The 21,907-nt window shown below is 70.8% G+C and carries 23 protein-coding genes and 1 tRNA gene; 10 read left to right on the top strand and 14 right to left on the bottom strand.

Going from position 1 to position 21,907, the window contains the following annotated elements; translation table 11 throughout:
- Positions 1–215 precede the first annotated feature (215 nt).
- Positions 216–845: a TetR/AcrR family transcriptional regulator gene (locus D0D15_RS06495; RefSeq protein WP_094004563.1), complete on the bottom strand. Its 630-nt coding sequence runs from the start codon at positions 843–845 to the stop codon at positions 216–218.
- Between the two features lie 90 nt (positions 846–935).
- Here D0D15_RS06495 and D0D15_RS06490 point away from each other — a divergent pair, with 90 nt between their 5' ends.
- Positions 936–1,580 carry a CatB-related O-acetyltransferase gene (locus tag D0D15_RS06490; protein WP_162830513.1) on the top strand — a complete coding sequence of 215 codons (645 nt, stop codon included), beginning with the start codon at positions 936–938 and terminating at the stop codon, positions 1,578–1,580.
- Complete coding sequence (locus D0D15_RS06485) at positions 1,577–2,194, top strand: DUF5701 family protein (protein WP_094004564.1); 618 nt, start codon at positions 1,577–1,579, stop codon at positions 2,192–2,194. Before D0D15_RS06490 ends, D0D15_RS06485 begins: the two co-directional genes overlap by 4 nt.
- Before the next feature lie 42 nt (positions 2,195–2,236).
- Here the strand turns inward: D0D15_RS06485 and D0D15_RS06480 are convergent, their stop codons facing one another.
- Entirely contained in the window at positions 2,237–2,605 is a 369-nt protein-coding gene (locus D0D15_RS06480; protein ID WP_094004565.1) for a YciI family protein, read from the bottom strand.
- 100 nt (positions 2,606–2,705) lie between these two features.
- Here D0D15_RS06480 and D0D15_RS06475 point away from each other — a divergent pair, with 100 nt between their 5' ends.
- On the top strand, positions 2,706–4,394 hold the full coding sequence (locus tag D0D15_RS06475) for a fatty acyl-AMP ligase (RefSeq protein WP_094004566.1): 1,689 nt from the start codon (positions 2,706–2,708) through the stop codon (positions 4,392–4,394).
- 499 nt (positions 4,395–4,893) lie between these two features.
- Here D0D15_RS06475 and D0D15_RS06465 read toward each other — a convergent pair whose 3' ends face one another.
- The 3 genes from D0D15_RS06465 to D0D15_RS06455 form a co-directional block, all read right to left on the bottom strand.
- Complete coding sequence (locus tag D0D15_RS06465; RefSeq protein WP_094004572.1) at positions 4,894–5,253, bottom strand: DivIVA domain-containing protein; 360 nt, start codon at positions 5,251–5,253, stop codon at positions 4,894–4,896.
- 137 nt (positions 5,254–5,390) lie between these two features.
- Positions 5,391–5,984, bottom strand: coding sequence for an aminoacyl-tRNA hydrolase (gene pth, locus D0D15_RS06460; protein WP_094004573.1), 594 nt, complete (start codon positions 5,982–5,984; stop codon positions 5,391–5,393).
- Positions 5,985–6,587 (bottom strand): 50S ribosomal protein L25/general stress protein Ctc, encoded by a 603-nt coding sequence (locus tag D0D15_RS06455; RefSeq protein WP_094004574.1) that lies wholly within the window; start codon positions 6,585–6,587, stop codon positions 5,985–5,987. It lies immediately after the preceding gene.
- Positions 6,588–7,154: 567 nt separating this feature from the next.
- Between D0D15_RS06455 and D0D15_RS06450 the strand changes: the two genes are divergently transcribed.
- The gene (locus tag D0D15_RS06450) at positions 7,155–8,144 is read left to right on the top strand and encodes a hypothetical protein (RefSeq protein ID WP_094004575.1); all 990 of its coding nucleotides are present in this window, start codon (positions 7,155–7,157) and stop codon (positions 8,142–8,144) included.
- Here D0D15_RS06450 and D0D15_RS06445 read toward each other — a convergent pair.
- The 5 genes from D0D15_RS06445 to D0D15_RS06425 all read right to left on the bottom strand — a co-directional run bounded on the left by D0D15_RS06445 (position 8,133) and on the right by D0D15_RS06425 (position 13,403).
- On the bottom strand, positions 8,133–8,984 hold the full coding sequence (locus D0D15_RS06445) for a TIGR03621 family F420-dependent LLM class oxidoreductase (RefSeq protein ID WP_115944303.1): 852 nt from the start codon (positions 8,982–8,984) through the stop codon (positions 8,133–8,135). The two genes, D0D15_RS06450 and D0D15_RS06445, sit on opposite strands and share 12 nt — an antisense overlap.
- Before the next feature lie 71 nt (positions 8,985–9,055).
- Positions 9,056–10,036 carry a ribose-phosphate diphosphokinase gene (locus D0D15_RS06440; protein ID WP_094004577.1) on the bottom strand — a complete coding sequence of 327 codons (981 nt, stop codon included), beginning with the start codon at positions 10,034–10,036 and terminating at the stop codon, positions 9,056–9,058.
- Complete coding sequence (gene glmU / locus D0D15_RS06435) at positions 10,026–11,507, bottom strand: bifunctional UDP-N-acetylglucosamine diphosphorylase/glucosamine-1-phosphate N-acetyltransferase GlmU (RefSeq protein WP_094004578.1); 1,482 nt, start codon at positions 11,505–11,507, stop codon at positions 10,026–10,028. Before glmU ends, D0D15_RS06440 begins: the two co-directional genes overlap by 11 nt.
- A 44-nt stretch (positions 11,508–11,551) precedes the next feature.
- Positions 11,552–13,192 carry a GGDEF domain-containing protein gene (locus tag D0D15_RS06430; protein WP_094004579.1) on the bottom strand — a complete coding sequence of 547 codons (1,641 nt, stop codon included), beginning with the start codon at positions 13,190–13,192 and terminating at the stop codon, positions 11,552–11,554.
- Between the two features lie 139 nt (positions 13,193–13,331).
- Positions 13,332–13,403 (bottom strand) — tRNA-Gln (locus tag D0D15_RS06425).
- Between the two features lie 183 nt (positions 13,404–13,586).
- Here D0D15_RS06425 and D0D15_RS06420 point away from each other — a divergent pair.
- Both D0D15_RS06420 and D0D15_RS06415 read left to right on the top strand, forming a co-directional pair.
- A complete protein-coding gene (locus D0D15_RS06420) occupies positions 13,587–14,513 on the top strand; it encodes an acyl-CoA desaturase (RefSeq protein ID WP_369806788.1) in 927 nt (308 codons plus the stop codon).
- Positions 14,514–14,594: 81 nt separating this feature from the next.
- Positions 14,595–15,188, top strand: a complete 594-nt coding sequence (locus D0D15_RS06415) for a TetR/AcrR family transcriptional regulator (RefSeq protein WP_094004581.1) — start codon at positions 14,595–14,597, stop codon at positions 15,186–15,188.
- A 39-nt stretch (positions 15,189–15,227) separates the two neighbouring features.
- On the opposite strand, the gene D0D15_RS06410 is transcribed toward D0D15_RS06415, so the two are convergent.
- Entirely contained in the window at positions 15,228–15,587 is a 360-nt protein-coding gene (locus D0D15_RS06410) for a MerR family transcriptional regulator (RefSeq protein WP_094004582.1), read from the bottom strand.
- A 101-nt stretch (positions 15,588–15,688) separates the two neighbouring features.
- Here D0D15_RS06410 and D0D15_RS06405 point away from each other — a divergent pair, with 101 nt between their 5' ends.
- From D0D15_RS06405 to D0D15_RS06395, 3 genes are all read left to right on the top strand, one after another.
- Positions 15,689–16,009 (top strand): DMT family transporter, encoded by a 321-nt coding sequence (locus D0D15_RS06405; RefSeq protein WP_094004583.1) that lies wholly within the window; start codon positions 15,689–15,691, stop codon positions 16,007–16,009.
- Between the two features lies 1 nt (position 16,010).
- Positions 16,011–16,385 carry a DMT family transporter gene (locus tag D0D15_RS06400; protein WP_094004584.1) on the top strand — a complete coding sequence of 125 codons (375 nt, stop codon included), beginning with the start codon at positions 16,011–16,013 and terminating at the stop codon, positions 16,383–16,385.
- Positions 16,386–16,461: 76 nt separating this feature from the next.
- Complete coding sequence (locus D0D15_RS06395; protein WP_094004585.1) at positions 16,462–17,673, top strand: cytochrome P450; 1,212 nt, start codon at positions 16,462–16,464, stop codon at positions 17,671–17,673.
- Here the strand turns inward: D0D15_RS06395 and D0D15_RS06390 are convergent.
- The gene (locus tag D0D15_RS06390) at positions 17,663–18,604 is read right to left on the bottom strand and encodes a hypothetical protein (RefSeq protein WP_094004586.1); all 942 of its coding nucleotides are present in this window, start codon (positions 18,602–18,604) and stop codon (positions 17,663–17,665) included. The two genes, D0D15_RS06395 and D0D15_RS06390, sit on opposite strands and share 11 nt — an antisense overlap.
- Before the next feature lie 11 nt (positions 18,605–18,615).
- Complete coding sequence (locus tag D0D15_RS06385) at positions 18,616–19,173, bottom strand: PadR family transcriptional regulator (RefSeq protein ID WP_094004587.1); 558 nt, start codon at positions 19,171–19,173, stop codon at positions 18,616–18,618.
- 100 nt (positions 19,174–19,273) lie between these two features.
- Here D0D15_RS06385 and D0D15_RS06380 point away from each other — a divergent pair, with 100 nt between their 5' ends.
- Positions 19,274–20,653, top strand: coding sequence for an amino acid permease (locus D0D15_RS06380; protein ID WP_094004588.1), 1,380 nt, complete (start codon positions 19,274–19,276; stop codon positions 20,651–20,653).
- Here D0D15_RS06380 and D0D15_RS06375 read toward each other — a convergent pair.
- Entirely contained in the window at positions 20,637–21,830 is a 1,194-nt protein-coding gene (locus D0D15_RS06375; RefSeq protein WP_115944302.1) for a PQQ-dependent sugar dehydrogenase, read from the bottom strand. The genes D0D15_RS06380 and D0D15_RS06375 overlap by 17 nt on opposite strands.
- Between the last annotated feature and the right edge of the window lie 77 nt (positions 21,831–21,907).

The following is a 21,907-nucleotide window of genomic DNA, read 5'->3' as shown; positions in this document are numbered from 1 at the left end:
CGGAGCCTGCCCGTCCGGCGAGGACATCTCTTGATCTTTAGAGGTGACGTTGGGCAGGCGAAGAGCCCGCCCTGTGGGCGGAGAGCGCCAGGGTGGCTGGTGTCTGCCACTCCGGGCCGGATGGTGCCGATGTCTTGGCCGTTGCATGATGCGCGAGAGCGCGTGGCTGCTGTGCGTTGCCGCACCCGGGCGGTGTCCGGGGCACCGCATTGCCGTCAGGCGCGGGCGTAGCCGCCGAGTGAGGGTTCCAGCAGCGCGAACGCCTGCTCGGCTTCGGGGCCGACCACGGCGGCGATCTCCGGGTTGGCGCGGCCGGCCAGCGTCAGCTCCTGGATGCGCGCGAACAGCACGCGGTGCACCCCACCGAGTACGGCCGCCGCCGCCCGGGGAGTGATGTCTCCGGGCGTGGCGCCGGTCGCGTCGGCGAGAGCGGCGGCCAGAGCTGCCTCGCGCTGGTCGTGCAGCCCGCGCAGGCACACCGAGAGGGTCGGGCTGTCCGCGATCATGCGGCTGAACTCCGGGCCGGCGAACCCCGCCACCGGGTCCTGCCGCTCGACCGCGTCCAGGAAATCCCGGCGCAGCGCGGACAGCGCCGGCTCACCGGGCCGGCGGGCCGCGACCGTGCGGGCGAGGCTCGCGACGAACTCGTCCTGGTGGTCGAAGGCCAGGTCCTCCTTGCGCGGGAAGTAGTTGGTCACCGTCTTCTTCGCCACCCGTGCGGCCTCCGCGATCTCCGCGATGGTCGTCTGCTCGAAGCCCTTCGCAATGAAGAGCCGGGTCGCCTGGTCGGAGATCAACTGCCGCGTCTCTTGCTTCTTGGCTTCGCGGAGGCCGGTGACGGTCATGAGCGAATCTTACCCCCGTCCTACTTTTATATTGACAAGCGACTTGGTCACAGGATAAGTTTACGTCGGTCGCAAGTTTACTCCTGTGAGGTGTTCGTGCCAGACCCCACCGTGCTCCACCCGCTCGCCGAGCACCCGCGCGTGGTGTTCCTGAAACCCCTGGTCACCGATCCGCGCATCCAGGTCGGCGAGTTCACCTACTACGACGACCCGGACGCCGCCACCGAGTTCGAAACCCGCAACGTCCTCTACGCCTACGGGCCGGAGAAGCTGATCATCGGCAAGTACTGCGCGATCGCCGCCGGCACGCGGTTCCTGATGGCAGGCGCCGAACACCCGACGATGGGGGTGTCGACCTACCCGTTCACCATGTTCGGCGGCGCGTGGGCGGAGTCCACACTGGACCTCGTCACGAACATGCCCAGCCGGGGCGACACGGTGGTGGGCAACGACGTCTGGTTCGGCTACGGCGCGACCGTCATGCCCGGCGTGCGGATCGGCAACGGCGCGATCATCGCCGCGGGCGCGGTCGTCACCGCCGACGTGCCGCCGTACACGATCGTCGGCGGCAACCCGGCCCGGCCGGTCCGCGCCCGGTACAGCCCGGAGGACGTCGAACGGCTGGAGCGCGCCGCGTGGTGGGACTGGCCGGTCGAGCTGGTCACCCGGCACGTGCGGACGATCATGTCGGGCAGTCCGGCCGACATCGCGGCGATCGAGGAGGTGCGGGCGTGACCGCCGAATTCGACCGTCAGGTCGCCAACCTGGTGGACCGCGGCTACCCGGAGCTCGCCGGGCTCGACGAGGACGGTATCCGGGCCCTGGTCGAGCCGCTGCGCGCCGCGGCGCCGTCCGGCGACCCCGTCCCGGACGCGGGTCGTGTGCCGTTCCTGCTGGTCGTGACCCGCAAGGCCGCCCCGATCGAGGAGACGATGCCGCGCACGGCCCTGCACAACGGGCGCCTGCCCGGGTTCGTCGACCACTCCTTCGAACCCGGATCGCTCGACCGGTTCGTGGCCACCGTGGACCTGCCGGCCGCGGACGCCTACCTGCTGCTCGACGTCGAGCGCGGTGAGGAGTTCTGCGGTGCCGTCCCGGACGACGCGATGGCGGTGATCGCCGGCCGGGGCCGCACCCCGCTCACGATCGAGGAGGGCATCGCCCTGATCACGCACTTCCCGGAGGTGCTGGTCAAGAACAAGTGCTTCTCGCTGGGTGGTTCGCGCTGCGGGGACCGGCGGGTGCCGGCGATCTGGATCAGCAAGCGGGCGCCGAAGCTCGGCTGGTGCTGGCAGGGCAACCCGCACACCTGGCTGGGCGTGGCCTCGGCCGGCTCCCGGGCCGCCTGACGAGCCGGTGCCGGGCGGGCCGCTCCCGCCCGGCACCGGGTCTCACATCTCCGTGCCCGCCGAGAACATCACCGGACGGACCTCGATGCCCAGGCCGTCGACCTCGGCGTCCGGGATCATCGCGGCCAGCTCCAGGGCGCGTTCCCGGCTTTCGACGTCGACCAGGTAGTACCCGCCCAGGTACTCCTTGGCCTCCAGGTACGGGCCGTCGGTCACCACCGGGACACCGTCGCGCACCCGCACGACGGCGCTGTTCGACGGGTCGGCCAGCGCGTGGGTGCCGATGAACTCGCCGGACTCCCGGATCGCGTCCATGAACGGTCCGTGCCCGGTCATGATCGCGGTGCGCTCCTCCTCGGTCAGCGACTCCCAGACGGCGGGGTTCACGTGCATGATCAGCAGGTACTTCACGGGTGCCTCCTCATAGGGTGTCTACACCAGGAGATCGGAGCCGCGGCCCGGTTCTCGACATCTCGGCCGGCCTCGCGCGCCCCCCGATAAGGTGAGCGCCATGAGTCGGTTCGTGGAGACGCTCGTCCGCACCGCTGCGGAGGGTGGTCAGTTGCGTGGCATGGTCACCGGGGAGCCGAAGGAACCGGTCCGCCGGACCTGGGCCGAGGTCCACGAGCAGGCCCGGCGCATGGCCGGCGCGCTGGTCGCCGGGGGACTGGAACCGGGCAGCGCCGTCGCCGTCCTGGCCGGGGCGCCGGCCCTGATCGCGCCGACGGTGCAGGCGGTGTGGCTCGCCGGGGGCAGCGTGACGATGCTGCACCAGCCCACCCCGCGCACCGACCTCGCGCTGTGGGCCGAGGACACCGTCAAGGTGCTGGGCATGATCGACGCGAAGCTCGTCGTCCTCGGTGAGCCGTTCGACGCGCTCGCGCCGGTGCTCACCGAGCACGAGATCGGGTTCCGGATGATCACCGACCTGTTCGACGGCGAGCCGATCGCCGAGCCGGTGCCGCGCGGCGAGGACGACCTGGCGCTGCTGCAGCTCACCAGCGGCTCGACCGCCGACCCGAAGGCCGTGCGGATCACCCACGGCAACCTCTACACCAACGTCAAGGCCATGGTGGAGCGGGCGGAGTTCGACTTCGCCGAGGACATCATGGTGTCCTGGCTGCCCACCTTCCACGACATGGGCATGGTCGGGTTCCTGACCGTGCCGATGACGTTCGGCGTCGAGCTGATCAAGATCACCCCGGCGGAGTTCCTCACCGGCCCGCTGATCTGGCCCGAGCTGATCAGCAAGTACCGCGCCACCACGACCGCCGCGCCGAACTTCGCGTACGCGATCGTGGGCAAGCGGCTCGCGCGGGTCGAGGACGAAAACGCTTACGACCTGTCCACGCTGCGGATCGCGCTCAACGGCGCCGAGCCGATCGACGAGTCCGCCGTGCAGGCGTTCGTCGACGGCGGCGCCCGGTTCAAGATGCCGCCGGAGTGCGTGTTCCCCGCCTACGGCATGGCCGAGGCGACGCTCGCGGTGTCGTTCGCGCCGCTGTTCACCGGCCTGACGCTGGACGTCATCGAGGCCGACGCGCTGGAGACGGACAACCGCGCGGTGCCGGTGCCCGAGGGCGATCCGCGCCGCGGGACCGAGGAGGTCCGCTCGTTCGCCGTGCTGGGCCGTCCGCTGGACGGGCTGGAGGCGCGGATTGTCGACGACAACGGCAAGGTGCTCGGTGACCGCGAGGTGGGGGAGATCCAGCTGACCGGGCCGGCCGTGACGCCCGGGTACCTGACGATGGAGGGCCCGAAGCCGACGCAGGACGCGGACGGCTGGCTCGCGACCGGCGACCTCGGGTACCTGGTCGACGGGCAGATCGTGATCTGCGGGCGGCGCAAGGACGTCATCATCATGGGCGGCCGCAACATCTACCCGACGGACATCGAGCGCGCCGCGACCTCGGTGGAGGGGGTGCGGGCGGGCAACGCGGTGGCCGTGCGGATTGACGCCGGGACGCGGCGGGAGCGGTTCGCGGTGGTGCTGGAGTCGAAGCTGGCGGGTGATGCCGAAGCCGAGCGGCGGCTGCAGAAGGAGGTCGCGGCCCGGGTCCGCGACGCGGTGGACGCCCGGCCGTACGCGGTGGTCGTCCTGCCGGCCGGCAGCCTGCCCAAGACACCGTCCGGAAAGGTCAAACGAGCGGCGACGGCGGTGCAGTACGCCGAGGCGATCGCGCGGAACGCCACCTCCTGACGACACCCCACCCGCCGCGACGGTGAAACTCGCCGCGCCGAGCGCGGAACTCGCGGCGCTGAGCGTGGAACTCGCGGCGCTGAGCGTGGAACTCGCGGCGCTGAGCGTGGAACTCGCGGCGCTGAGCGTGGAACTCGCGGCGCTGAGCGTGGAACTCGCGGCGCTGAGCGTGGAACTCGCGGCGCTGAGCGTGGAACTCGCGGCGCTGAGCGTGGAACTCGCGGCGCTGAGCGTGGAACTCGCGGCGCTGAGCGTGGAACTCGCGGCGCTGAGCGTGGAACTCGCGGCCCGGAGTGTGGGACTCGCGGGGTGCGCGAGTCCCACGCTCCTGCGCGCGTGTCCCACCTTCGGGCGCGCGTGTCCCACCTTCCGGCGTGCGAGTTCTGCGTTCCTGTGCGCGAGTTCTGCGTTCCTGTGCGCGTGTCCCACCTTCGTGCGTGCGAGTTCTGCGTTCCTGTGCGCGAGTTCTGCGGTCGTGCGCGTGAGTTCTGCGGTCGGGTCAGTCCGGGAGGGTCACCTTGGGGATCTCGGTCGGGGCGCCTTCCGTGCGCGGGGCGGTCGCCTGCGTCACGGTCCGCGCCTCGGGCACCGGGTAGGGGCGGCCGCCGCGGCGGGCGAACTCGTCTTCCACCTGGTCGAGGAACTCGTCGACCTCGCGTTCGTCGTAGCCCCGCTTGCCGAGCAGGGGCTTGCTGAACATGACGTGATGCACCTCGGCGGCCGTCAGGTCGTCCTCGCCGGCCAGGGTCCTGGCGATGCGCTCGACGAACTCGTCGACCTCGTGCTTGGCGTACCCGCGCCGGCCGATGGGGGCGTTACCGAACTCGACTCGATAAACGTCTTCGGCGGAAAGGGACATGAGGAGTACTCCAGTTCAGCGTGGTCGGGACAACTTCCCTAATCCCGTCCTAGCTGCCGGATCAAACCTCCGGAAGGGCATTCGTGCCCCTGGAACTCCATAGAGCGGTGTGACCCACACCTGTGGGTGACCACCGTTCACCCAGCGTGGAAGTCGTTCTGGGCCGCCGTCAGCCCTTTGCCGATCAGCGCCTCGACGGCGTCGGCGCACCGGTCCAGCTCCAGCGGGAGGTCCTTGCGCTCGACCGACGAGAAGTCCTTGAGCACGAAATCGGCCGGGTCCATCCGGCCCGGCGGCCGCCCGATGCCGAAACGCACGCGGTAGTAGTCACGCGTGCCGAGCGACTTGCTGATCGACCGCAGCCCGTTGTGGCCGCCCTCGCCGCCGCCGAGCTTGAGCTTCAGCCCGCCGAACGGCAGGTCCAGCTCGTCGTGCACGACGACCACACCGCTCGGGTCGACCTTGTAGAACTTCGCCGCCCCGGCCACCGGGCCGCCCGAGACGTTCATGAACGACCGCGGCTTGACCAGCACGACACGGCGCCCGGCGAGGCGGCCCTCCAGGACCTCGGCGCCGGACTTGTGGGTCTTGAACTTGCCGCCGACGCGGGCGGCGAGTTCGTCGAGCACCATGAAGCCCACGTTGTGCCGGTTGCCGGCATAACGCGGGCCGGGATTGCCGAGGCCGACGAGCAGAACCTGCTCGCCGGCCCCGGGGACGTCCGAACTCACTTACTCTTCGGTGCTCTCGGCCGGCTCCTCGCCGGTCTCCTCGGCGGGCTCCGCGGAGGTGGCCTGCGCCTCGTTGACCGCGACGACCAGGCTCTCCGGGTCGGTCAGCAGGACAGCACCGGCGGGCAGGGTGACCTGCGAGGCGAGGATCTGGGTGCCGGCCTCGGCGCCCGCGATGGACACCTCGAACTGCTCCGGGATGTGCAGGGCCTCGACCTCGATGGACAGGGTGTCGACCTCCTGCACCTGCAAGGTGCCCGGGGCCGGGTCGCCGGTCAGCACGACCGGGACGTCCACGGTGACCTTCTCGCCCCGCTGGACGACCAGCAGGTCGACGTGCTCGATGTAGTTCTTGATCGGGTGCACGGTGACCGTCTTGGTCAGGGCCAGCTCGGTGTCGCCGTCGAGGTTGAGGGTGAGGACGGCGTTGCTGCCGTTCTCACGGATGACGCGGGCGAACTCCAGAGCGGGCAGGGCCAGGTGACGGGGGTCGGTACCGTGGCCGTACAGCACGGCGGGAACCTTGCCGGCGCGACGGGTGCGGCGCGCGGCGCCCTTGCCGAACTCGGTGCGGGGCTCGGCGGACAGACGTACCTCGGACACGGTGTAGCACTCCTTCAAACATTTTGCGTGGCGGCGCAGATGGCGGGTGGTCGTACCGGCGGCGAGTTCCACGGACATGCTCGAGCAGCGGACCTCAAGCCGCCGCGTCGATCACGTCGGGCACCGGGTGCAGCATGGAGCCCGCCTCGCCGAGACAACCTGTTCAGTGTAATCACCCGGCGCGGCAAGGGCGCGGTGGGGTCGCAAGCGCACGAACCCGGGCGGAGTCGCCCTTCGGGCGGGGGCGCCTACGGCGCCGGACGGTCGCCTTGGGTGCCGACCTCCCCCGCCCCCGATTCCGGATTGTGTTTCGGTCGCGAGCAGTCGTGTCAAGGCGGGAAAGAGTACCTTGACACGCCTGGTCGGCGACCAAAGATCGGCTGTGGATCGGGGAGCGGGGGAGGTCCGGGGCGTGGTCGGTCTTCTTGCGTTGCCGGGTGCCGGTTCGTCGGTGGTTTCTACCTTCTGCGTGCACCGATCGGATGACAGCTTCTTCGGTCAGGAACTCTGGAACCTGAATGTGCGTCTCATTCACAACTGCCGTTCCAGTGGGGAGCGAGGGGTCGGATGCGCCTGCGCGGTCTCGCGGTGCTCGTCCTCGTTCTGCTCGTCTCCTGTGAGGCTCCCCCGCGTCCCGCGGCGCCGGATCCGCTCTCCGTCGTCGACTCCGCTCTGTCGGCTCTCGCTGCTGAACCGGCCGTCGCCTATCGGGTGGGCGATACCACCCTGGTCGTCACCAAGGGTGGGCTCGCCGAGGGGCGGTTCCGGCTCGGCGACGAACCCGTCCAGGCCCTCCGCGTGGGGGGCTCCCTCTACGTCCGCGCCTCCCCGGCCCACTGGCAGCGCCAGGGCATGTCCGCGCCCCGCGCGGAGCGGTTCGGTGCCCAGTGGACCAGGGCCGACCGCGGCATGCCGTTCGACCCGGGGCGTCTCCTGCCGCCGCAGGTGGTCGCCGCCGCGCTGCGGGCCGCCCTGCCGCGCGGTGTGCCACCGGTGCGGGTGGGCGACGTGTTCGACCTCGCCGGGCTGCGCGTCACCGCCACCTCGCCCCACCGCGTCCTCGGCTTCCCGCCCGCGTTCCTCGGGCCGGTCGCCGGCGAACTCGGGCCGCACGAGATCGCACTCGGCGACGTGCACCTGCCCGGCCTGCGTGACCGGCTCGACGACGAAGTCGCCGGCCTCGGACAGCCCCTCATCGCCGGGCCGGTCGTCGCCGCACGGGTCACCGACCACGACCTGCGCTGCGCGGCCAACGGCGCCTGCACGGACACCGTCCGCGTCGACAACCGCTTGCTCGGCGCGGCCCCCAGCGCCGCCGCCCGCATCAACCTGACCTCGACCGTCACCTCCGACGCCCTCGGCGCCCGCACCTGCGCACGGGAGGTCGTGCTGCCCCTGGACACCGCCGCCGACGTCTCCTGCTCGGTCAAGTTCACCCTGCCCCGCACCGACGGTGCGACCAGGCTCCAGGCCGCACCGTCGGTGACCGCCGAACCCGTCGCCGTCGTCGACCCGGACGCGCTCAAACGGGACGTCGCCGCCGAGCTAGGACCGTAGGAGCGCGATCACCGGCGCGAACTCCTCCAGGAACATCTCGAACACCGTGAAGTAGGTGAACCCGCACCGGTCCCGCATCGCCCGGATCTTCGCGGCGATCTCCTCCGGCGTCCCGGCCAGCGCCAGCGGCGCCGCCACCAGCCGCTCCGCCGACCAGCCCAGCTCGGCGGGCTCGTCGGCGAGCCACTCCGTCAGCGCGGGCACCGGATCGTCGGCCACCACGACGTTCTGGATCAGCATGTTGAACTCCAGCGGCCGCGTGTTCGCCGACCGCACGAACCCCACCCGCTCGTCCAGCTCGTCCGCGCCGGCCAGGTCGAACGTGCCCGGCGGGAAGCCCCGCGCGTGCTTCAGCCCGGCGAAGCCGACGATGTCGGCGTGCTCCGCGGCCAGCCGCAACACCCCGTCGCTGTTGCCCGCGATCAGCAGCGGCGGCACGTCGTCCAGGCGGTCCCGCAGCACGTCCACGGTCCGGGCCAGGTGCTCGATCCGCTCGGCGGGCGGCGCGAACCGCAGCCCGGCGTCGTCGAACTCGGACTTCATGTGCCCGGACCCGAGCCCGACGTCCAGCCGGCCGCCGGTGAGCAACGCGGTCGATTCGATCTCGCGGGCCAGCAGCACCGGGTTGTAGAAGGGCGCGTTGAGCACCAGGTGCCCGACCCGCACCCGCTCGGTGGCCTGGGCGGCCGCCACCAGAGCCGGGAACGGGGCCGGCATGCCCAGGTGGTCGGGGATGGTGATGGTGTCGTAGCCCAGCTCCTCGGCGCGACGGCACTTGGCCGCCCAGTCGTCACGCCCGGTCAGGAACCGCAGGGAAACACCGAAACGGAAGTCGGTCATGCCCCGACGCTACGAACGGAACGGGCCTTCCGCCGCTGGTTTCGCCAGCGGCGGAAGGCCCGGGGGAGAACTCAGGCGTTGCCGTCGAAGAGGCTGGTGACCGAGCCGTCCTCGAACACCTGCTGGATCGCCTCCGCCAGCAGCGGCGCGATCGACAGGACCGTCAGGTTCGCGAAGTGCTTCTCCGGCGCGATCGGCAGCGAGTTGGTGACGATGACCTCGCGCGCCTTGCAGTTGGACAGCCGCTCGGTGGCCGGGTCGGACAGGATGCCGTGCGTGGTCGCGATGACGACGTCCGCGGCGCCCTCGGCGAGCAGCGCGTCGGTGGCCTTCACGATCGTGCCACCGGTGTCGATCATGTCGTCCACCAGGATGCACAGCTTGCCCTCGACCTGGCCGACGACGCGGTTGGCCACGGCCTGGTTCGGCTTGTCGGGGTCACGCGTCTTGTGGATGAACGCGATCGGCCGGTCGCCCAGCTGCGCGGCCCACTTCTCGGCCAGCCGCACGCGGCCCGAGTCCGGCGAGACCACGGCGATGTCGGCGTCGCCGTAGGTCTTCTTGATGTGGTCGGCCAGCAGGGTCTGCGCGAACAGGTGGTCCACCGGCCCGTCGAAGAAGCCCTGGATCTGCGCGGTGTGCAGGTCGACCGTCATGATCCGGTCGGCGCCCGCGGTCTTGAACAGGTCGGCGATCAGCCGGGCCGAGATCGGCTCGCGGCCCTTGTGCTTCTTGTCCTGCCGCGCGTACGGGTAGAACGGCATGACCACGGTGATGCGCTTGGCGCTGGCCCGCTTGAGCGCGTCCACCATGATCAGCTGCTCCATCACCCACTCGTTGATGGGCGTGGTGTGGCTCTGGATGACGAAGGCGTCCGTGCCCCGGACCGATTCCTCGAAGCGCACGAACAGCTCGCCGTTGGCGAACGTGTGCGCCGTCTGCGGGGTGATCGTCACGTTGAGGTGCTGCGCGACCTCCTCCGCGAGTTCCCGGTGTGCGCGGCCGGAGAAGAGCATGAGGTTCTTCTTCGGCGTGCCGGACTTAGGACTCATCAGACGACTCCCGCTCGGTCTCTTCCTGGTTTTCCTGCGCGGCGAGCGCGGCCTGAGCCGCCTCCGCCGCAGGGGTGCCCGGCCGGCGGCGAGGCACCCAGCCTTCAATATTGCGCTGTGGTCCAGTCGACACCGCCAGCGCCCCCGGTGGGACGTTCCGCCTGATCACAGTGCCAGCGCCCGAGTACGCACCGTCACCAACGGTGACCGGCGCGACGAACATGTTGTCCGACCCGGTCTTGACGTGCGAGCCGATCGTGGTGTGGTGCTTGCGCACGCCGTCGTAGTTGACGAAGACGCTGGACGCGCCGATGTTGCTGTACTCCCCGATCGTCGCGTCCCCGACGTAGGTCAGGTGCGGCACCTTCGTGCCGGTGCCGATGTCGGCGTTCTTGGTCTCGACGAACGTGCCGATCTTGCCCTTGGTGCCCAGCTTGGTGTTCGGCCGCAGGTAGGCGAACGGGCCGACGCTCGCGCCCTCGCCGATCTCGGAGTCGTAGCCGTGCGTGCGGACCACCTGGGCGCCGGCGCCGACGGTCACGTTGGTCAGCGTGGTGTCCGGCCCGATCACCGCGCCCTCGCCGACCTTCGTCGCGCCCTTGAGCTGCACGCCCGGCTCGATCACGACGTCACGGGCCAGCTCGACGCCCACGTCCAGCCACACCGACGCCGGATCCACCACGGTGACCCCGGCGCGCTGCCAGCGCTGCACCAGGCGGCGGTTCAGCTCGGCGCCGATCGCGGCGAGCTGGATGCGGTCGTTGACCCCCTCGGTCAGCCAGGGGTCGTCCACCACGAGCGCGCCCACGCCACGGCCGTCGCCGCGGGCGATCGCCGGCACGTCGGTCAGGTACAGCTCGCCCTGCGCGTTGTCGGTGGACAGCCGGGTCAGCGCGTCGGCGAGGACGGCCGCGTCGAACGCGTACACCCCCGAGTTGATCTCGTCGATCTCCAGCTGCTCGGGCGTGGCGTCCTTCTGCTCGACGATCGCGGTGACCGCGCCGGCCGGGTCGCGCACGATCCGGCCGTAGCCGGTCGGGTCGGCGACCACGGAGGTCAGGACGGTCACCGCGTGGCCGTTCTCGCGGTGCTCGGCCAGCAGCGCGGCCAGGGTTTCGGTGTCCAGCAACGGGACGTCGCCGTAGCTGACGACGACCGTGCCCGAAAGTCCTTCGGGCAGAACGGACAAGGCGCACGAAACGGCGTCGCCGGTGCCGTTCTGCTTCTCCTGCACCGCGGTCGCGACCGGCCGCCCCAGCGCCTCGCCGACCGTGCCCAGGTGCTCGGCGACGGCCTCCCGGCCGTGTCCCACGACGACCACGAGGTGGTCCGGCGAGAGCCCGGCTGCGGCCCGGACGGCGTGCTCGACCAGCGGTCGCCCGGCCAGCGGGTGCAGCACCTTCGGGGTGTTCGAACGCATCCGGGTGCCCTCGCCCGCGGCGAGGATGACGGTGCTCAGCGGGCCGGTCACGGCACTCCCAACGAATCCGGGACGGGTGGTGGCGGGGCCCGATCCTACGTGTCTTCCCCGGCAGCCGACTCCGGGTCGCCGTCCGGGCCGGGTTCCGCCTCTGCGGTATGGGGCTCGCCCGCCGCCGACTGGGCCGTCGCCACCTGGTTCCCGCCGCCGCGTTTCGCCTGGTACATCGCCGCGTCGGCACGGGCCAGCACCTGGTCGGCGCGCTCCTGCGGGCGCAGCGACACCAGGCCCACCGACAGGGTGACCCCGTGCGAGAGGTGGTGGGGCAGCGAGTCGACCGCGGTGACCGCGCGGCCGAGCGCCTGCTTGGCCGCCGACACCGGCGCCCCGGGCAGCAGCGCGACGAACTCGTCACCGCCGTAGCGGGCCACGATGTCGTCGCCGCGCAGCGCGTCCCGCAGCGTCGAGGCGACCACGCGCAGCACGTCGTCGCCCTCCGCGTGCGAGTGCTGGTCGTTGACGCCCTTGAAGCCGTCCAGGTCGATCAGCGCGACCGCGAGCGGCTGGGCGGTGGTCGACGCGGACAGCGTGCGCAGGTGCTCGTCGAGCGCACGCCGGTTGGGCAGGCCGGTCAGCGGGTCCTGCAGCGCCTGCTGGCTGATCGCGCCGTGCTGCGCGGACAGCCGCTCGTGCTCGCGGCGGGTGTCCAGGGTCGCCAGCTGCGACTCGCGCATGTGCCACAGCTCGACCTCCAGCGCGGCCGAGTACTCCGCCAGCGAACGCGACGCCTCGCTGTCGGCCTCGCTGTCCAGCCGCGCGATCTCCCGCATCAGGTGCAGGCGCATCGACGGCATCGAGTTGTCCTCGGCGAGGTTGAGCTTGGTCGCGTACAGCGCCTTGAGCGCGTCGTCGCGCTGGCCGGTCTGCTCCAGGCAGCGGGCCAGCGCGATCGTGACGATGACCTGCTCGTGCGGGTAGCCCGGCTCGATCAGCAGCCGCTGCAGCCGGTCGGCGTGCGAACCGTCCGGCGCGGCCAGCGCGAGAGCCGCCGCGAGCACGCCGACCTGGTCCACGGCAGGCACGCCGATCCGCCGCGGGAACAGCGACTCGGCGAACGGCGCCTCGACCGCGACCGCCATCGACGCGGCCGTGCTGAACTTGGCCGCGGCCTCCTCGTGCCGCTCGACGCGCTCCAGCCGCAAGCCCCAGCCCAGCAGCATCTTGATGCGGTTCATCAGCTGCAGGGTGATTTCGTGCGGGCCCGCGGTCTCGCGGATGGCCTGGTGGGCGCGGGCGATGACCTCCTCGGCCGCCTCGTACACGCCCAGCTGGTTCAGCACGATCCAGCAGTCGACCAGCGCGCTGGACTGCGTCTTGGCCCACTCCCGGCGGGACATGTGCATGTCCGGGGAGTTCGAGTCGTCCAGGATCGCCAGCGCGCGGGCGATCTCGGTCAGCGCCGCGTCCTCCTGCTTGGCCAGTACGAGACGGCGGCCGCGCAGCGCGTGCGCGTCGGCGCGGAACAGCGCCAGGCCGTGGCGGCGGGTGTGGGCCAGCATCTCGTCGAGCAGGGGCTCGGCCTCGGCCGCGAGACCGCGGGTGACCAGCCGTCCCAGCGCGGCGGCCCGCAGGAGCTGGGACACCAGGACCGGTTCGCCGCGGCGCTGGGCCTCGTCGAGCAGCTCGTCCATCGTGCGGACGATCTCCAGCTGCTCGCCGTGCTCGGTGTGCTGCACGGCCGCGATCAGTTCCCGGGCGCGCCCGGCCAGCCAGGCATCGGAGAGCTCGGCCAGTGCCGGCCGCCTGGTCTTCTGTCCGCTCTCGCCTTGCAGCGTGGCGCACCCCCTTCGGGCACGTCGGGGTAGGGCACGGCAGCTCCGCCGCCAGGACTCGAACCTGAACTATCAGAACCAAAATCTGAGGTGCTGCCAATTACACCACGGCGGATCGTGCCTGGTCAGGATAGCGACATCGGAAAACCGCGCCAGTCCTGGGGTTGAGTCGGGTGTTTAGACGTCTCCCCAGGGGGCAAAACCTCCTGTACCGTAACTTACGGAAACGTAGGTAAGGCAGACCTTTGTAGGTTTTCCCAGGTAGGAAGAAGTGTTGCGCATGACATCCACTCCGGTCATGGAACCACCTCAGACCAAGGGCCCGAAGCCGGTCATCGCCGGTCAGCGAGGCGCCGGTGTTCAGTTCTCGGTCTACCTCGGCGTGATACTCCCGCTGGCCGCGCTCATCGCCGCCGTGCCATTCGCTTGGGGGTGGGGACTGAGCTGGGTGGACGTCGGGCTGTTCATAGCCTTCTACGTCATCAGCGGTCTCGGGATCACCGTCTCGTACCACCGCTACTTCACGCACGGCTCGTTCAAGGCCAAGCCGTGGCTGCGCGTGGCGCTGGCCATCGCGGGCAGCTTCGCGGTGCAGGGCCCGGTGATCACCTGGGTCGCCGACCACCGGCGCCACCACGCGTTCTCCGACCGCGACGGCGACCCGCACTCGCCGTGGGCCTTCGGCACCTCGCCGCTGGCGATCGCCAAGGGCTTCTGGCACGCCCACATGGGCTGGCTGTTCGAGCGGGACACGAGCAACGCCGAGCGCTTCGCGCCGGACCTGCTCAAGGACCCGGCCATCAAGAAGGTCGACGAGCTGTTCCCGCTGTGGACCCTGCTCACGCTGACCCTGCCCGCCCTGCTCGGCGGCCTGATCACCTGGTCGTTCTGGGGCGCGGTCACCGCGTTCTTCTGGGCCGGTCTGGTGCGGGTGTGCGTGCTGCACCACGTCACCTGGTCGGTCAACTCGGTCTGCCACATGATCGGCGAGCGGCCGTTCGCGGCGCGGGACAAGTCCGCCAACTTCTGGCCGCTGGCGATCCTGTCCTTCGGCGAGTCGTGGCACAACCTGCACCACGCCGACCCGACCTCGGCGCGGCACGGTGTCAAGCGCGGGCAGATCGACATTTCCGCCCGCGTGATCTGGGCGTTCGAGAAGCTCGGGTGGGTGCACAACGTGCGCTGGCCCACCCCGCAGCGGCTCGCCCGCCTGGCAACCGAATAGTCTCTCCGAGTGGCGGGACGACGTCGAGCGAAGCGTGAGGCCACCGGGGTGCGGCCTCCGGGGCCGGTGTCACGCGTCCGGATGACGGGCGCGGAACGCCGGCAGCAACTGCTCGACGTCGCCCGCAAGCTCTTCGCCGAGAAGGGCTTCGACGGTACCTCCATCGAGGAGATCGCCCACCGGGCCAACGTCTCCAAGCCCGTGGTGTACGAGCACTTCGGTGGCAAGGAAGGCATCTACGCGGTCGTCGTCGACCGCGAGATGCAGTCCCTGCTCGACCGCATGGTGTCCACTTTGTACGGTGGGCACCCGCGGGCGATGCTCGAGCAGGCGGCCGGCGCGCTGCTGTCCTACGTCGAGGAGTCGCACGACGGCTTCCGCATCCTGGTCCGCGACTCGCCGGTGGCCAGCGTCTCCGGCACGTTCTCGACGCTGCTCAACGACATCGCGATGCAGGTCGAGCACATCCTCGCGCAGCAGTTCGACGCCCGCGGCTACGACGACAAGCTGGCGCCGCTCTACGCGCAGGCGCTCGTCGGCATGGTCGCCCTGACCGGCCAGTGGTGGCTCGACGCGCGCCGCCCCAAGCGCGACGAGGTCGCCGCGCACCTGGTCAACCTCGCCTGGAACGGGCTGTCCCACCTGGAGCACAAGCCCAAACTGCGCCTGAACTGAGCGCCTTGCCGCGCCGAGTCGAAGGCACAGCGGCGCTGATCAAGCCGCGTGGCCGGGCAGCGCCGTCTCGTTGCGCAGCGCCCGCAGGATGTCCAGCTCGCGCTCGATGTCCCGGCGCTTGGCCTCCAGGCGCTCGGCCTGCTGGGCGAGCAACTCCTCCATCGCCCCCGTGCGTTCCTCGGGCGGGGCTTCCAGGCAGGGCAGCAGTTCGTTGATCGTGGCGCTGCACAGGCCGGCCGCGAACAGGTGCTGGATCAGGACGACCCGCTCGACCATCGAGCTGTCGAAGTCGCGCCACCCGCCGGGGGTGCGCTCGGAGCGGATGAGGGCCTGCTCCTCGTAGTACCGCAGGGACCGGGTGCTGACCCCGGTGGCGTCGGCCAGCTCACCGATGCGCATCAGGCCTCCTCCAGACCGTCCGACTCTTGCAATTGACACCGGTGTCAAGTTTCACGATAGGGGCCGCACACGCAACCCACCCCCGTGAAAGGACATCCGCCGTGCATTGGCTCTACCTCGGTGTCGCGGTCATCTTCGAGATCACCGTCGCCATCTCCGCGGGCAAGGCCCAGGGCTTCACCCGGCCCGGCTGGACCGTCGCCACGCTGGTCAGCGGTGGCATCGCCACCTACCTGCTCAGCCTGGCGCTGCTGACCTTCGACGTCGGCGTCGGCTACGCGATCTGGACCTCCGTCGCCGGCGTCGGGATCGTCGTCCTCGGCGTGCTCCTCTTCGGCCAGCGTCTCGACTGGCGCAAGATCGCCGGGATCGCCGCCGTCATCGCCGGCGTCGTCGGCCTCCAGCTGAGCGGGGTGGCCTGACATGTCGACCGGCACCGCCACGCGCACGAACACCACCACCCGCCGCGCCCGGGCCTGGCTCGTCCTCCTGCTCGCCGGCGTCTTCGAAATCGGCTACGCGCTGTCCGTGGGCGGCAGCCAGGGCTTCACCGTGCTCTCCTGGTCGCTCGTCGCGGTCGTCTTCTTCCTGCTGACGCTGTTCGCCCTGAGCCTCGCCCTGCGCACCATCGACGTGGGCATCGGCTACGCGGTCTGGGCGGGTATCGGCGCCGCCGGGGCCGCGCTGCTCGGCCCGGTCTTCTTCGACGAGACCCTCACCCTGGCCAAGGCGTGCTGGCTCACCGTGATCATCGCCGGTGTCGTGTGGCTCAAGCTCGCCGACCGGCCCCGATCGTGATGTCAGAGCCGTGTCAGCCTCGTGTCAGCACGGCCGGTGATCGTGGGACGCAGCAACCGCCACGAAAGGACATCCGGTGACTCAGACGGTTCCCATCCCGAACGGCCTGCCCACGGATCGCGACGCCGGCCCCTTCGACCCGCCCGGCGAGTTCACCCGCCTGCGCGAGTCCCGCCCGGTCTGCCCGCTGGTCTTCCCGGACGGCCACGAGGGCTGGCTCGTCACCGGCTACGACGAGGTCCGCCAGGTCCTGGCCGACACCCGGTTCAGCTCCCGCCTGGACCTCGGCATCATCCACGTGCCGTACCCGACCCCGGGCATGCCGCCGCAGACCGAGCCGTCCCCGCAGATGCCCGGCATGTTCATCTCGATGGACCCGCCGGACCACACCCGGCTGCGGCGCAGGCTCACCGGCGCCTTCACGGTCAAGCGGATGAAGCAACTGGAAGAGCACATCAAGGAGATCGCCGAGCGGCACCTGGACGAGATGGCGCGCCTCGCCCCGCCGGTCGACCTGGTCAAGGAGTTCGCGCTGCCGGTGCCGTCGCTGGTGATCTGCGAGCTGCTCGGCGTGCCCTACGAGGATCGGGAGACCTTCCAGCACAACGCCGCGCGGTTCATGGTCAAGGACATCGGGCTGGAGGAGAAGATCGCCGTGGTCGGCGCGCTGACCGGGTACCTGGGCGAGCTGGTCACCCGCAAGCGCGCCGAGCCCGGCGAGGACATCCTGTCCGACCTGGCCCGCCAGGACGACCTCAGCATCGAGGAGCTGACCGGCATCGCCTTCCTGCTGCTGCTCGCCGGGCACGAGACCACCGCCAACATGCTGGGGCTGGGCACCTTCGCGCTCCTGGAGCACCCCGAGCAGATGGCCGAACTCCGGGCGAACCCGGAACTGGTGCCCGGGGCGGTCGAGGAACTCCTGCGCTACCTGTCCGTCGCCGACGTCTTCTACCGCTACGCCACCGAGGACCTCGAACTCGGCGGCGAAACGATCCCGCAGGGGTCGACGGTGGTGGTCTCGCTGTTGTCCGCCAACCGCGACCCCCGGCGCTTCGACGAACCCGACGCCCTGGACGTGCACCGCAACGCCCGCGGTCACATGTCCTTCGGGCACGGCGTCCACCAGTGCCTCGGCCAGCAGCTGGCCCGCCTGGAGATGCGTGCCGGGTTCGGCGGGCTGCTGCGCCGCTTCCCGGACCTCCGGCTCGCCATCCCCGCGAACGAGGTGAAGCTGCGCACCGACATGAACATCTACGGGGTGCACGAACTGCCGGTCACCTGGTGAACTCGGCGATCAGCTTCCGGTAGGTGTCGAAGGCGGGCTTGCGGGTGTAGTCGTCCCGCAGCAGGCCGAACTGGTGGAACAGGCCGGGCTGGGCGCTGTCGGCGTCGCGCAGGGAGAAGTGGGTGTAGCAGCTCACGCCCGCGTCCGCGGCGGCCCGGACGACCGTCTCCACCACTTCGGCCTGCCGCTCGGCCGGTCGGTCCGGGCCGGTCGGCCAGCCGTGCTCGGTGATGTGCAGCGGGACGTCACCGAAACCGGCCGGCGCGAGGACGTTCTCGCGGTGGTGGCGCAGCAGGCCCGCCACCGCCGCGCCCAGCTCGGCCGGGCCGACCGGCCGGAAGACGTCCGGGAAGAAGTCCAGGCCGACGTAGTCCACCTGGCGCACGAACTCCGCGCCGCCTGCCTGCGCCAGATCCGCGATGAACGACGCGCCCGGCCCGAACAGCGGCGTGGTGTTGAAGCCGACCCGCAGATCGTGCCCGAGTTCCGCCGCCCGCTCCTTGGCCGCCGCGACACCGGCCACGATCGCTTCGATCACGCGCGGGTAGTAGCCGTCGAGCACCGGGTTGTCCGGCACGTTCGGCTCCTCGGCGATCTGCAGCGTGCCGGTGACCGCGCCGTACTGCTCGACCAGCCGCCGCACGAACGCGCGGTAGCCGTCCACATCACCGCTCGGCGACTGGTACTGCGCGACGAGGTCCAGCACGCGGCCGTTTCCGGTGTACCGCGCGGCTCCGGCCGGAGTGACTGTCGCGTGTGGACCGTCCGGAGTGGAGTCATCGAACCCGAGGTAGGCGCGCACGAGGAACGGTCCCCGTTCCCGCAACGCGGTGAGCGCCTGGGTGATCCGCGCCGGATCGTCGGGTGGTCCACTGGTCAGTTGGCCGGAGTCGGTTCCGGTGACGCCGCCGGGGTAGATGCCGAAGAGCATGGTCGGTCCTTTCACGGCCAGGTCAGTGAGCCGCCGCGGATTTCGGCGACGAGGTTCTCGACCCACGCGATCTCGGCGCGGGTCTGGTGGAGCGCGTACTCGGCCTCGATGACGTGCAGGCGCGGCACGCCGCTGTCCAGCACCGCGGCCAGCCGCTCCTGATCGGCGTCGGCCCGTTCGGACAACCGCCGCGCGCGCTCGGCCAGCGCGGCGACCGCGCCGTCGGGCCCGAGCGCGCCGACGTAGGCGATCGCGCCGAGGAACTCGGGGAACTCCCGCTTCGGCTCCCGGATCCGGCTGTCCAGCCTGCGCACCAGCTCGTCGCGGCCGGCGCCGGTGAGCGCGTAGACGGTCCGTTCGGGGCGGTTGCCGCTGCGCTCGGTGCCCTGTGGAGCGATCCACTCCGCCGCGGCCAGCGCCTCCACGACGTCGTACAGCGTGCCCCGGTTGATGGCGCTCGCGCTGCGCGTACGCAACTCCGTGAACACCTGGTACGGGTGCATCGGCGATTCGAGCAGGAGTCCCAGGACCGGGAGGACCAGGGGGTTGTCCAGTGCACGACGTGGCATGGTCGAAATCTACCATCAGAAATCGACCATGACAAAGTGCCCCAAGCTGCCGCCTGTGAACCCCCCGTTAGGGTCTGGACCAGCCGTAGACGGGAGGGCCATGAGCGACCAGGGGACCGACGAGGGTTACGCCCGGGGGCTGAAGAACCGGCAGATCAGCATGATGGCGATCGGTGGCGCGATCGGTACGGGGCTGTTCCTCGGCGCCGGCGCGGCGATCGAGACGTCCGGGCCCGCGCTGATCGCCTCCTACGCCGTCGCGGGCGCGGTCATCTTCCTGATCATGCGCGCGCTCGGCGAGCTGCTGATGTACCGGCCGGTGTCGCGCAGCTTCGTCGACTACGCCGAGGAGTTCGTCGGCCGCTTCGCCGGGTTCGCCACCGGGTGGGTGTACTGGCTGATGTGGGTGGTCACCGCGATGGCGGAGATCACCGCGGCCGGGATCTACGTGCAGTACTGGTTCCCGCAGGTGCCGCAATGGGTCACCGCGGCGGTCGTGCTGGGGCTGTTGTTCCTGGCGAACCTGATCTCGGTCAAGGTGTTCGGCGAGTTCGAGTTCTGGTTCTCCATGATCAAGGTGGTGACCATCGTCGGGGCGATCGTCCTCGGCCTCGCGGTCATCGTGTTCGGCATCGGCCCGGCCGGTGAGCACGCCTCGTTCGCGCACCTGGTGAGCGACGGCGGGTTCCTGCCGCACGGCGCGGGCAGCGCGCTGCTGGCGCTGCAGAGCGTCATGTTCGCCTACCTCGGCGTCGAGCTGATCGGGCTGACCGCGGGTGAGGCGGAGAACCCGCGGGTCGTGCTGCCCAAGGCGATCAACAGCGTCATGGTGCGGATCGGCGTGTTCTACGTCGGCGCGCTGGTCGTGCTGCTGTCCCTGGTGCCGTGGACGGAGTTCCACGAGGGCGAGAGCCCGTTCGTGCGGGCCTTCGACGCGGTCGGCATCCACGGCGCCGCCGGGATCATCCAGTTCGTCGTGCTGACCGCGGCGCTGTCGTCGTGCAACTCCGGCATCTACTCGACCGGCCGGATGCTGCGCACCCTCGCGGTCCACCGGTCCGCACCGGCCACGTTCACCCGGCTGTCGAAGCGGCAGGTGCCCGCGGCGAGCATCACGGCGTCCGCGGTCGTCATGGCGGCCGGCATCCTGATCAACGCGTTCGTGCCGGAGAAGGCGTTCGCCTACATCACCAGCGTCGCCACCGTCGGTGTGCTGTGGACCTGGGGCATCATCGTCGTCTGCCAGCTGCGGTACCGCCGCCGCAGCGACCGCGGCGAGCTGCCCGCGTCGGAGTTCCGCATGCCCGGGGCGCCGTGGACCGGCTACCTCGCGCTGGCGTTCCTCGCGCTGGTCGTGGTGCTGCTCGGGTTCAGCGAGGACACCCGGATCGCGCTGTACGTCACGCCGGTCGTGGCGGCCGTCATCGCCGTGGGCTACCTGCTGAGCAACCGGTCCGCGCGCGCTAAGCAGCCGGTGTGATGCGCAGGACCTTGTCGTCGCTGCCGTCCGACGTGGTCACGTACAACGCGCCGTCCGGGCCGCTGCGCACCGCGCGCAGGCGGCCGTAGGTGTCGTCGAACTCGGCCGGCAGGTAGACCTCGGTGACCGCGCCCGCGGCGTCCAGGGTGAACATCAGCATCTTCTGGCCCTTGAGCGCCACGACGGCCAGCCTGCCGTCCAGCGCGCCCCACTGCGGCCCGGACACGAAGGCCGCGCCGCAGATCGCCTCGGTGATCTCCCCGGAGGTCCACAGTGGCCGGACGGCGTCCGGGAACCGCTGCAGGTCGGTCATCGGCACGTCCTCGTCGTAGGAGTCGACGGTGCCGCCCTGCGACGGGTCCCAGCCGTAGTTGCCGCCGGCCCGGATCAGGTTGATCTCGTCGTCGAACGTCGGCCCGTGCTCGCCGGCGAAGATCTGACCGGTGCCCGGCCGCACGGCCACGCCCTGGATGTTGCGGTGCCCGAAGCTGTAGATCCGCTGCTCGTCGGGGTCGGCCGAGGAGATGAACGGGTTGTCCGGCAACGGCGCGCCGGTGTGCAGGTCGATGCGCAGCATCTTGCCGCCGAGGCTGTGCCGGTCCTGCGACACGTCCGGCCGGGCGGTGTCGCCGGTGCCGACGAGCAGCGCCCCGTCGGCGGCGATCTCCGGGCGGCACCCGGAATGCCGGCCGCTCTGGTTGACCGGCAGCCCGGTCAGCAGATCGCGCACCTTCGTCGCGCTGCGCTTGTCGGCCGACAGCGACCAGGTGACCAGCCGGATGTCGACGGCGCGGCCGTTCTCCTGGTGCGTCTGGCAGGTGGTGAACTCGCGGCTGGTGGCGAAGTCCGGGTGCACGACCATGCCCATCAGGCCGCCCTCGCCGCGGGCCCACACGTCGGAGAAGTCGGCGGCGTCCTGGCTGACCGCGGTGCCCTCGATCAGCGCGAGCCGCCCCGGCCGCTGGGTGACGAGCATCGAGCCGTCGGGCAGGAAGCCGACGTCCCAGCCGTGCTGCAGGCCGCCGGTCACGACGTCCACCTCCAGCGCGAGGCTCCGCCCGTTGACCGTGGTGGGCGCGGCGACCGTGGCGGGGGTCGACGGCAGGTCCTGGGCGGGCGAAGACGAGCAAGCCGTGACGGCCAGTCCGGCGAGCAGTACGGCCCCGATGCGGCGCATGCGGTCATTGTGCCCGTTGTCCGGTGAAGTCCCGGTCTCGATCGTCTCCTCCTCGAGGAGGAGACGATGCGGCCGCG

It is taken from the genome of Amycolatopsis thermalba, from assembly GCF_003385215.1.
Lineage (GTDB): Bacteria > Actinomycetota > Actinomycetes > Mycobacteriales > Pseudonocardiaceae > Amycolatopsis_E > Amycolatopsis_E thermalba.
This window is presented reverse-complemented; position numbering and strand designations above follow the sequence as displayed.

Coding starts and splice junctions, on each gene's coding strand:
- D0D15_RS06495 (WP_094004563.1), bottom strand. CDS start 845: ATGACCGTCACCGGCCTCCGCGAAGCCAAGAAGCAAGAGACGCGGCAG.
- D0D15_RS06475 (WP_094004566.1), top strand. CDS start 2,706: ATGAGTCGGTTCGTGGAGACGCTCGTCCGCACCGCTGCGGAGGGTGGT.
- D0D15_RS06465 (WP_094004572.1), bottom strand. CDS start 5,253: ATGTCCCTTTCCGCCGAAGACGTTTATCGAGTCGAGTTCGGTAACGCC.
- D0D15_RS06450 (WP_094004575.1), top strand. CDS start 7,155: ATGCGCCTGCGCGGTCTCGCGGTGCTCGTCCTCGTTCTGCTCGTCTCC.
- D0D15_RS06445 (WP_115944303.1), bottom strand. CDS start 8,984: ATGACCGACTTCCGTTTCGGTGTTTCCCTGCGGTTCCTGACCGGGCGT.
- D0D15_RS06440 (WP_094004577.1), bottom strand. CDS start 10,036: ATGAGTCCTAAGTCCGGCACGCCGAAGAAGAACCTCATGCTCTTCTCC.
- D0D15_RS06420 (WP_369806788.1), top strand. CDS start 13,587: ATGGAACCACCTCAGACCAAGGGCCCGAAGCCGGTCATCGCCGGTCAG.
- D0D15_RS06415 (WP_094004581.1), top strand. CDS start 14,595: ATGACGGGCGCGGAACGCCGGCAGCAACTGCTCGACGTCGCCCGCAAG.
- D0D15_RS06410 (WP_094004582.1), bottom strand. CDS start 15,587: ATGCGCATCGGTGAGCTGGCCGACGCCACCGGGGTCAGCACCCGGTCC.
- D0D15_RS06400 (WP_094004584.1), top strand. CDS start 16,011: ATGTCGACCGGCACCGCCACGCGCACGAACACCACCACCCGCCGCGCC.
- D0D15_RS06390 (WP_094004586.1), bottom strand. CDS start 18,604: ATGCTCTTCGGCATCTACCCCGGCGGCGTCACCGGAACCGACTCCGGC.
- D0D15_RS06385 (WP_094004587.1), bottom strand. CDS start 19,173: ATGCCACGTCGTGCACTGGACAACCCCCTGGTCCTCCCGGTCCTGGGA.
- D0D15_RS06380 (WP_094004588.1), top strand. CDS start 19,274: ATGAGCGACCAGGGGACCGACGAGGGTTACGCCCGGGGGCTGAAGAAC.
- D0D15_RS06375 (WP_115944302.1), bottom strand. CDS start 21,830: ATGCGCCGCATCGGGGCCGTACTGCTCGCCGGACTGGCCGTCACGGCT.